Source organism: Vibrio ichthyoenteri ATCC 700023 (assembly GCF_000222605.1).
Lineage (GTDB): Bacteria > Pseudomonadota > Gammaproteobacteria > Enterobacterales > Vibrionaceae > Vibrio > Vibrio ichthyoenteri.
Map to the genome: position 1 here is coordinate 1 of NZ_AFWF01000091.1, position 577 is coordinate 577.

The following is a 577-nucleotide window of genomic DNA, read 5'->3' on the forward strand; positions in this document are numbered from 1 at the left end:
TTCTTAGTGGGAACTCCACTAACTCTTCATTTTCAAAAACATTAGATAAGCTTGGTGGAAGTGAAAAATCGATTTGCCTCCAAATCGTTGATGTTGATATCTGTTTTTTCGCATATTGATTAGCATCAGAAAATGAAAGAGTAGCTTCAATTAATAAGGATTGACATTTATCACAATTATCAAGCGGTTGGGTGCTTTGCACAGGACAAATTATAATTCTTCTTATTATTCCACAATCAAATGTCATTAGCTTTATTATCGATAACATCTCTTTTTGCACTTCACCCTTTGTTTCTCCCGCAGGAGTGAATGATATATATAAAGTATCAATATCATAAATAATAGTATAACCACTCCCAATAAGCTTTTCCGACATACTAATTTCAAGATGTTTTATTAATTGTTCCGCTGTATCAATTGAAACAACTTCATCTTTTACTGCAATTACATTTACATCATTAACTTGACAATTCAATGCTTGTAGAAATTCGGTCACTTCTGGATGACTATCTGAAGATGGGGTGTATGAAATAATTTTAACGCCATACTTTTTTCAAAACTGACGCATTCCCCTCTG

The 577-nt window shown here is 32.8% G+C and carries 1 protein-coding gene; it reads right to left on the reverse strand.

Annotated features, from left to right (window positions below):
- Positions 1 to 496: hypothetical protein (locus RH85_RS07735; RefSeq protein ID WP_006711658.1), on the reverse strand; the 496-nt coding region annotated here is incomplete at its 3' end.
- Positions 497 to 577: the final 81 nt, after the last annotated feature.